Origin of the sequence: uncultured Olegusella sp. (assembly GCF_947253395.1) — a bacterium.
Lineage (GTDB): Bacteria > Actinomycetota > Coriobacteriia > Coriobacteriales > Atopobiaceae > Olegusella.
This window is the reverse complement of sequence record NZ_CAMXYY010000066.1, coordinates 1-8068: the sequence shown is the minus strand read 5'-3', so window position 1 is coordinate 8068 and position 8068 is coordinate 1. Positions and strand designations below refer to the sequence as shown.

The 8068-nt window shown below is 50.5% G+C and carries 7 protein-coding genes; 2 read left to right on the top strand and 5 right to left on the bottom strand.

Annotated features, from left to right (window positions below; all coding sequences use genetic code 11):
- From Q0X25_RS06035 to gap, 5 genes are all read right to left on the bottom strand, one after another.
- A partial coding sequence (locus Q0X25_RS06035) for an ABC transporter ATP-binding protein (protein WP_298579979.1) occupies nt 1-890 on the bottom strand: 890 nt, incomplete at its 3' end.
- The gene (locus tag Q0X25_RS06030) at nt 887-2305 is read right to left on the bottom strand and encodes an efflux RND transporter periplasmic adaptor subunit (RefSeq protein ID WP_298579976.1); all 1419 of its coding nucleotides are present in this window, start codon (nt 2303-2305) and stop codon (nt 887-889) included. The genes Q0X25_RS06035 and Q0X25_RS06030, both read right to left, overlap by 4 nt.
- A 382-nt stretch (nt 2306-2687) precedes the next feature.
- A complete protein-coding gene (gene tpiA, locus Q0X25_RS06025) occupies nt 2688-3452 on the bottom strand; it encodes a triose-phosphate isomerase (RefSeq protein WP_298579974.1) in 765 nt (254 codons plus the stop codon).
- Nucleotides 3445-4638: a phosphoglycerate kinase gene (gene pgk / locus Q0X25_RS06020; protein ID WP_298579971.1), complete on the bottom strand. Its 1194-nt coding sequence runs from the start codon at nt 4636-4638 to the stop codon at nt 3445-3447. The genes tpiA and pgk overlap by 8 nt, the downstream gene beginning before the upstream one ends.
- 137 nt (nt 4639-4775) lie before the next feature.
- Complete coding sequence (gap, locus tag Q0X25_RS06015; protein ID WP_021625730.1) at nt 4776-5801, bottom strand: type I glyceraldehyde-3-phosphate dehydrogenase; 1026 nt, start codon at nt 5799-5801, stop codon at nt 4776-4778.
- A 282-nt stretch (nt 5802-6083) separates the two neighbouring features.
- Here gap and rapZ point away from each other — a divergent pair, with 282 nt between their 5' ends.
- Nucleotides 6084-7025, top strand: a complete 942-nt coding sequence (gene rapZ / locus Q0X25_RS06010; protein WP_298579966.1) for an RNase adapter RapZ — start codon at nt 6084-6086, stop codon at nt 7023-7025.
- A 19-nt stretch (nt 7026-7044) separates the two neighbouring features.
- A complete protein-coding gene (whiA, locus tag Q0X25_RS06005) occupies nt 7045-7986 on the top strand; it encodes a DNA-binding protein WhiA (RefSeq protein WP_298579964.1) in 942 nt (313 codons plus the stop codon).
- The last annotated feature ends 82 nt before the right edge of the window (nt 7987-8068 follow it).

Genomic DNA, 8068 nt, shown 5'->3' with positions numbered 1-8068 from the left:
TGGGCATGATCGGCAATAGTAGGATCATGAGTAATCATCACAACAGCCATACCCGAGGCATTAAGTTCGGCAAAAAGTTCCATAACTTGCTTTCCCGAAACTGAATCCAGAGCTCCTGTTGGTTCATCAGCAAGCAACAGACGAGGATGCATCACAATGGCACGTGCAATAGCAACGCGCTGACACTGACCACCAGATAGCTTGGTTGGCAAAAACTCTGCACGATCGGCAAGACCTACGCGTTCAAGCGCCTTGTAGGCTCGCTCGCGACGCTCCGCGCGGCCAATACCTGCATATATCATGGGTAGTGCAACGTTTTCTACAGCAGTTTCGCGTGGCATCAAATTGAAATTTTGAAAGACAAAACCAATGGTACGATTGCGAAACTGCGCCTGCGCATCATCGCTGAGATTGGAAACGTCTGTGCCATCAAGCAAATACGTGCCCTTTGTTACCACATCGAGGCAGCCGATGATATTCATTAATGTAGACTTACCCGAGCCAGAAGGGCCCATAATAGCAACGTATTCACCATCATCTACCGTCAGATTGATATTGTGCAAGACAGGCACTTCCATCTCACCAATACCATATGTCTTAAAGACGTCACGAAGGTCAAGCAGATGCTTCCCCGATAACGTCAATGACTCTGACGAAGTCTGCTTAATGCGCAAAGAATTGGTATCTTCAAGATCATCTGCCTGATTGTTGGCGTTAATAACCGGCAAATTTACGGGCAAAACCGCCTTTGTCGTTGGCGCCAAATCACCCGTCTCAAGAGGCTTTAAAGCAGAACCGGGGGCTATGGTCGGCAAAGCTGAAAGCTTATGCGAGTTATGGCTCTGCTCACCCGTGGCTAAAATGCGCGTTGAGAGATGTGCTGCACTCATTTGTCATCACCATCTGCAGCAGAACCAGCATAAGGCGTTACCGAAGGCTCTTCACTACCATTACCGTTTTGCCCAGGGTTGTTTTGTCCGCCTCCCTGCTCGGAGCCGCCACCAGCGTCCTGCCCATCGCCCGGCTCAGGAATAACCATCTCGGTTGTTGTGGGAGCACCTTCTTTGCAATTATCAGCTGGCCACGCAATAAAATCACTGTTGCTCAAGCCTTCACGTACCTGTACAGCTGCAAGCTCATCGTTCTTCTCGCCAATCTTGATTTCCCGGCGAGTGAGTTTGCCTCCCTCGTGATCAGTTACCCACACAAAAGACTTATCGCCTTCAGTCACAATCCAGCCCATATCAATCCAGATACCTTTGAGGTTGCCTGCCTGGCCCTGGTCGGGCTCAACTGTCACATGCTGACCAAGCATCAAACCCTTTGAAACGCTGAGATTAACATAAAAGCTGTACTTGGAAGCTTCGCCTCCATTACCGCCTTCCATACCTTCATTTTCATTACTCGTTTGAGGCTTGGAGTCAATGCTGCCAACCTTGCCCTTCCACGTCTGGGTAGTGTCTACGCGAGAACGCACAATAACTTCCATACCATTGGAAATAGAACCGATGCCCTGCTCATTTGCAACGGTTTTTACACGAAAATCACCATCAGCAAGAATGGTGATAAAAGCGCTGTCACCATTAGCTGATCCGCTGCCACCGTTGTCATCATTGCCCTCGTCTGCAGTAGGAGTTGCATCACCGTTGTTCTGATCCGATCCAGAAATAACGTTCATATCGATTTTCTCAATGGTGCCGGAAATTTCAGCTTTGACCGAAGGATCTTTGATGCTTGCTCGGAGACGTTCAAGCTCGGCTGTTTTGGTTTTCTTGTCGTACTGAGCTTGAGCAATATCAGCCTGAAGCTGTCCAATTTGTGCAAGTGCATCAAGACGCTCATCACCCGAGGAATTATTTGCCTGCTTTTGAAGCTGATTGATTTGCTCACTACTATTTGCAATGGTCTGATCTAGACGGTCTATTTCAATCTGAGTTTTTTCAGCTGTGAGCTTGAGGGAAGTTGTATCGTAGCTAAAAAGTACCTGACCTGCTTTGACATGATCGCCCACTTTGACAGAAACCTTGTCAAGAGTGCGCTCATTATCAAAACTTACTTTTTGCGATCCTGCTGATTCAACAACACCCGAATAGCGTCCTACTTGGGCATCGGTGGCAGCAATGTTGACATTTGCAACTGACTGCACATAGACCGCATCTCCTGGCGCACTCGCGCATGAGCGTATAACAAAAAAAATCACCACCAACGCAAACACAGCTGCTGCCGCAACGATGGCAGCAAGCCGCTTACGTGGCAGGTTTTTAAAACCACCCAGACCATGGTTAGTAGTCTTTCCCAAATCCATGATGTGCCTCATTCTCCATACCCACATCTTCCCTGTTAGATGCTAAAGAGTCCTTGAGTTTGTGGCAAGGCTTTTGGTCGGTGAAAGTGCCTTAGTTTGCAATAAAAGGGCTGATATTAAGAAAAGTTAATGTTAGCTTATGGTTGCTACAAGCAATTTCTTCGGCAAGCAGAGCGCGTTCCAACAGGAGATGAAAAGTGAGCTTTTTTGTTGTGCCTCTACCTACCTCAGCACGCAACAATAACAGTGCATCAATAAATTGAGAGCAGTACAGAGAAAGCCTCGCCGCACAAAGCGACGAGGCTTGGATACCACCATACAACGCTATGCAAGCAAGACAAACGGGGCTGCGTAGCAGCCCCAGATGTCAGCACAACGCTACTTACATTGCAGCTTTGACCATAGCAGCAAAGCTATCGGCCTTAAGAGATGCGCCACCAACAAGCGCACCATCAACGTCTTGCTTCTCCAAGAAACCAGCTACGTTATCGGGCTTTGCCGAGCCACCATAGAGAATGCGGATACCATCAGCGATTTCCTTGCCAAAAATCTCAGTCAAGGTCTCGCGGATTGCACCGCAAACTTCCTGAGCATCATCAGCGGTAGCAGTCTTGCCTGTACCGATAGCCCAGATGGGCTCATACGCAATAACATACTTGGAGGGATCGGTAATCTCGAGGCCCTCGGTGTCCTTTTTGATCTGGTCAACGACAAAGGCAACATGGGTGCCAGCCTCGCGAATCTCAAGAGACTCACCACAGCAGCTGATGGGCACAATATTGTGAGCCATCAGAGCCTTGGCTTTGCGGTTGATGTCCTCATCGGTCTCGCCAAAGTAACCGCGACGCTCAGAGTGACCAATGATGCAGTAGGTAGCACCAACAGACTCCAGCATGTTGGGAGCGGTCTCTCCCGTATAGGCGCCCTTCTCCTCCCAGTAGACATTCTGTCCACCGAGGGCAAAGGGAGCAGACTCGTGCTCAATGACCTCAGAAACACCCTTGAGGTCAACCGCAGGGGGGCAAACGACCACGTCTACGTCACCCGTGCCACCCTCGAGTTCACGAGCAAGACCCTGTGCGAGGACAACGCCCTCGGTGTAGGTCATATTCATTTTCCAGTTACCAGCAATCATCCTTTTACGCATCGAGAAGCGCCTCCACTCCAGGAAGAGCCTTGCCTTCAACGAGCTCCATCGAGGCTCCACCGCCCGTGGAAATCCAGCTCATCTTGTCAGCAAGGTTGAACTTGTTGATAGCGGCAACAGAGTCGCCACCACCGATGATAGATGTGCACTCAGAATCTGCAATGGCGCGAGCAACAGCCTCGGTGCCCTTTGCAAACTGATCCATCTCAAAGACACCCATGGGACCATTCCAAAAGACGGTCTTTGCGGCCTTAACAGCATCGCAGTACAGCTCGATAGTCTCGGGGCCAATATCCATACCCATGCGATCTTCGGGAATAGCATCGGAAGCAACAATTTCGCCCGTTGCATCTTCGCCAAAATGATCGGCAACAACATTGTCGATAGGAAGCAAAATCTTGCAGCCTTTGGCCTCGGCCTTCTTAAGCATCTTGGCTGCAGGCTCAACCCAATCGAGTTCCTTCAAAGAAGTACCAACGGTCTTATACCCCTTGGCAAGGAAGAAGGTATAAGCCATACCGCCACCGATGATGAGCGTATCAGCAGAGTCAATCAGGTGGTCAAGAACGCCAATCTTGGAGGAAACCTTAGATCCACCAACGATAGCAACAAAGGGACGCTCGGGATCGGCAAAGATGGAGGTCAGAGTATCGACCTCCTTTTCAAGCAGGAAGCCGGCGACAGCAGGCAGATAAGCAGCTGGACCGACAACGGAACCCTGTGCACGGTGAGCCGTACCAAAAGCATCAAGAACAAAGATATCAGCGTAGGAGGCAAGCTTCTTTGCAACCTCGGGATCGTTTTTCTTCTCAGCCTTGAGGAAGCGAACATTCTCAAGAACAATGATGTCACCTGGCTTGACCTCTGCGCACGCTGCTGCAGCTTCATCACCATAGGTGTCAGGAACAAACTTGACATCAAAGCCCGTAAGCTCAGCCAACTTGTCGGCTGCAGGCTTGAGCGAAAGCTCAGGCTCAGGACCGTCTCCCTTGGGACGACCAAGGTGACTCATCAAAATAATGCCAGCGCCCTGCTCCTTGAGATATTGAATGGTAGGAATTGCAGCACGAACACGGGTGTCATCGGTGACAACACCATCCTTGAGAGGCACGTTGAAATCAACACGCATCAGAACTTTCTTGCCCTTGACATCAATGTCACGGACGGTCTTCTTGGTAAATGCCATAGATGCTCCTTTTTGTACTGGTGCGAATAAAGCCCTACGAGGGTTTGGACGCACGTCCAATATTTCCCCTTAAAAAAAGAGCGCGGAGCGGCCCGAAAGCTGCACCGCGCCCATTGCTACCAAGGGGAGCGCGTCGACTAGGCGACGAACTTCTCGAAGTACTTAATGGTGCGGACCATCTGGGAGGTGTAGGAGTTCTCGTTGTCATACCAAGAGGTAACCTGAACGAGGCTCTGACCATTGCCAAGGTCCTGAACCATGGTCTGAGTAGCATCAAAGATGGAACCATGGGTCTCACCAACGATATCGCGAGAAACGATGTCATCGGTGTTGTAGGCAAAGGTCTCAGGGATGGTCTCGGCGTAAGCCTTCATGGCAGCGTTGACCTCGTCAACGGTGACAGTCTTGTCAACGACAGCGTAGAGGTTGGTGAGGGAGCCAGTGGGCGTCGGGACGCGCTGAGCTGCACCAATGAGCTTGCCGTTGAGCTCGGGGAGAACCAAGCCGATGGCCTTTGCAGCACCCGTGGAGTTGGGGACGATGTTCTCGGAGCAAGCGCGGCTACGACGGAAGTTGCCCTTGCGCTGAGGACCATCAAGAGGCATCTGATCGCCCGTGAAGGCGTGGATGGTGGTCATGATGCCCGAGACGATAGGAGCAAAGTCATTGAGACCCTTTGCCATGGGAGCGAGGCAGTTGGTGGTGCAAGAAGCTGCAGAGATGATATTGTCATCAGCGGTCAGCTGCTCGTGGTTGACATTAAAGACAATGGTGGGAAGGTCATTGCCTGCAGGAGCAGAGATGACGACCTTCTTGGCGCCAGCATTGATATGGGCTTGTGCCTTTGCCTTAGAGGTGTAGAAACCAGTGCACTCGAGAACAACGTCAACACCAAGCTCGCCCCAAGGAAGGTTGTTAGCGTCAGCCTCTTTGTAAATGGTGATCTTCTTGCCATCGACAACGATAGCATCTTCAGTGGCTTCGACCTTGTGGTCACGGCTGTAGTTACCCTGCGTAGAATCATATTTCAGCAGATACGCAAGCATGTCGGGAGAAGTGAGGTCATTGATGGCAACGATCTCGGAGCCCTCGTGACCAAACATCTGACGAAAAGCCAGGCGGCCGATACGTCCAAAGCCGTTGATAGCAACCTTAACTGCCATACTGTCTCCTTTCGCAAGGCCTCTTCAGAGCCTGTCCCTGAAATAAGACCTAATCGATTACTTCTTAAATTCTACCCAAAAAATGGAGTCTAAACCCATCGGAATAGCGAGTTCCTAGAAAAATTCAGTGGTTAGTATAAAAAACGAGCTTGTACGGTTACTCAATGTGGAATCAATCTCATATTACGATGTTTTTCTCTACTATGCAGACTTCTCAAGCTGTTGTGAGGTCGAATAAGCTCATCTGCGCTAGGATTAGATGAGAGTTGCAAAGGAGACAGTATGACAGCCAAAGACCGTGAAATGCGCAAAGCAGCCAAAGATGCTACGGTGCCTGATGTTGCGATTATCACGGGCATGTCAGGGTCGGGACGCACTCAGGCAATACATGCTTTTGAAGACATGGGTTACTACTGTATTGACAATCTACCGCCTGGACTCATTTTGCAACTTGCGCATATTGTGGGTATCAATTCTGCAACTGGTCGCCACTTAGCTGTGACCTGTGACCTACGCAGCCAGGGGCTCTTTGAAGATCTCTTTGATGCGCTTAAGGAACTTGACGACCACGAAATCAGCTACAAAATAATCTTTCTAGATAGCTCAGACGAAGTACTTTGTCGCCGTTATGATGAAAATCGACGTCGTCACCCTTTACAAATTTCTGGTGAGGGTATCGAAAACGCAATTCGTCGTGAACGCGCACAGCTCCAAGAGGTTCGCAACCGCGCTGACCTCGTGATAGATACCAGTAGCATGCGCACCTCAACTTTGCGCGGCCGTATTCGTCGTAACTTCTCGCATGTAAGCGAACAGCAGCTCATGGATGTCCATGTGTTTTCTTTTGGCTTTAAGCATGGCTTGCCAACCGAGGCGGATCTGCTTATTGACGTGCGTTTTTTGCCCAATCCATTTTATGACCCTGAGATGCGCAATCTCACAGGCAATGACGAACGTGTCGCAACATATGTGCTCGATCACCCTGTGACAAGCGAATTTACTAAGGCGTGGAAGCGTCTACTAGATGTCGTAATGCCAGGTTATGTGGCCGAAGGCAAGCCAACACTATCCATCGCAATTGGTTGCACTGGTGGCCAGCATCGCAGCGTCGCTATTGCCAACTATACTGCTGCCTACCTCAAGGAGCGCACATACAACGTGACACTCTCCCACCGTGATCTCAAGCTCGCCGTATTCCGCAAAGGCGAGTCCGACGCGCATTAGCACGCAGTCAGGCTAGCTTATGTCATTTACAGCCCAGGTCAAAGATGAACTTTCTCGCGTGGATGGCAACTGTCCTGACTGCGCCTATGCCGAACTTTCGGCCATTATGCGCGTTTGTGGCACGCTCTCATTTCACGGATCGGGCAGCTGGTCGTTGCGCGTAGCCACCGAAACGGGTGCCGTTGCACGCACGATGATCCGTCTGTCACACAAATTGTTTGACTTGGAGACACCTCTTACAGTACGTCGCTCCAATCTGCACCGCGCACATAACTTTTTGATTGAAATTCGCAATCAAGCAGAGCTGGAAGATGCACTCATACAGCTAGGTATTTTGTTACCAGGGCGCGGACTTGCGTCAGGAATTCCACCAAGGCTCGTCAAAAAGCGTTGTTGTCAGGAAGCATATTTGCGCGGTGCATTCATGGCGGGCGGCTTTGTGTCTGATCCGCGAGGAGATTTCCATTTGGAGATTGCACTTTCGGGTGAGCGTCTCGCCGAAGAGGTACGTGAGCTTGCTACTCACTTGGGAGTTGATGCCCGTGTAAACCATAGACGCGGGTCGTATGTGGTGTATCTAAAAAGCTTTGAAGGCGTCGTATCAATGCTGCAAGTAATTGGCGCCAAGCGCTCTGCTTTGGCAGTGTCACAAGTGCGCCAGGTAAAGACACTTAAAAATGACGTTAATCGTCGTGTAAATGCCGAGATTGCCAATCAAGCGCGTTCCACAGGAGCTGCAGCTACACAGCAAGCCTTGGTAGATCGAGCAGAACGCGAAGTTGGCCTTCGAGTTTTGCCGCCTGCGCTACGCGAGTTCTGCTTGCTACGACGAATGCATCCCGAGCTGTCGTTGGCGTCTTTAGGCAAGCTCTGCAATCCGCCTGTCGGCAAATCTGCTATGCATCACCGTGCTCTCCGTCTTGCCGCTTTCCTCGATGAGCATAGCCACAGGCAAAGCTAAGTCGATGAGGGGATCTGTAGCGCGCAGGGATCTGTGGTGCCCTGCTTGCCAAACGCCACACATCATTTCAAATGACGCAGCC

Bases quoted from the DNA above. Each gene is read 5' to 3' on its own strand.
- whiA (WP_298579964.1), top strand. From the start codon at position 7,045: ATGTCATTTACAGCCCAGGTCAAAGATGAACTTTCTCGCGTGGATGGC.
- Q0X25_RS06030 (WP_298579976.1), bottom strand. From the start codon at position 2,305: ATGGATTTGGGAAAGACTACTAACCATGGTCTGGGTGGTTTTAAAAAC.
- pgk (WP_298579971.1), bottom strand. From the start codon at position 4,638: ATGGCATTTACCAAGAAGACCGTCCGTGACATTGATGTCAAGGGCAAG.
- gap (WP_021625730.1), bottom strand. From the start codon at position 5,801: ATGGCAGTTAAGGTTGCTATCAACGGCTTTGGACGTATCGGCCGCCTG.
- tpiA (WP_298579974.1), bottom strand. From the start codon at position 3,452: ATGCGTAAAAGGATGATTGCTGGTAACTGGAAAATGAATATGACCTAC.
- rapZ (WP_298579966.1), top strand. From the start codon at position 6,084: ATGACAGCCAAAGACCGTGAAATGCGCAAAGCAGCCAAAGATGCTACG.